This is a genomic window from Pseudoalteromonas sp. C8 (assembly GCF_011378685.1).
In the GTDB taxonomy this organism is placed as follows: Bacteria; Pseudomonadota; Gammaproteobacteria; order Enterobacterales; family Alteromonadaceae; genus Pseudoalteromonas; species Pseudoalteromonas arctica.
The window spans coordinates 1-226 of the sequence record NZ_WTKT01000078.1 but is presented as its reverse complement, the minus strand read 5'-3'; the positions used below and the strand labels follow the sequence as shown (position 1 = coordinate 226).

Here is a 226-nt window from a genome sequence, read left to right as displayed (position 1 = left end):
GGTAGAATTTCAGGTGTAGCGGTGAAATGCGTAGAGATCTGAAGGAATACCAGTGGCGAAGGCGGCCACCTGGACAAAGACTGACGCTGAGGCGCGAAGGCGTGGGGAGCAAACGGGATTAGATACCCCGGTAGTCCACGCAGTAAACGATGTCTATTAGAATTTTGTGGCTATATGCCGTGGGATTCAAAGCTAACGCATTAAATAGACCGCCTGGGGAGTACGG

Annotated in this window: 1 rRNA gene; it reads left to right on the top strand. The window is 51.8% G+C overall.

From position 1 onward, the window contains the following. Positions 1-226 (top strand): 16S ribosomal RNA (locus tag GQR39_RS20105); the annotation flags it as partial.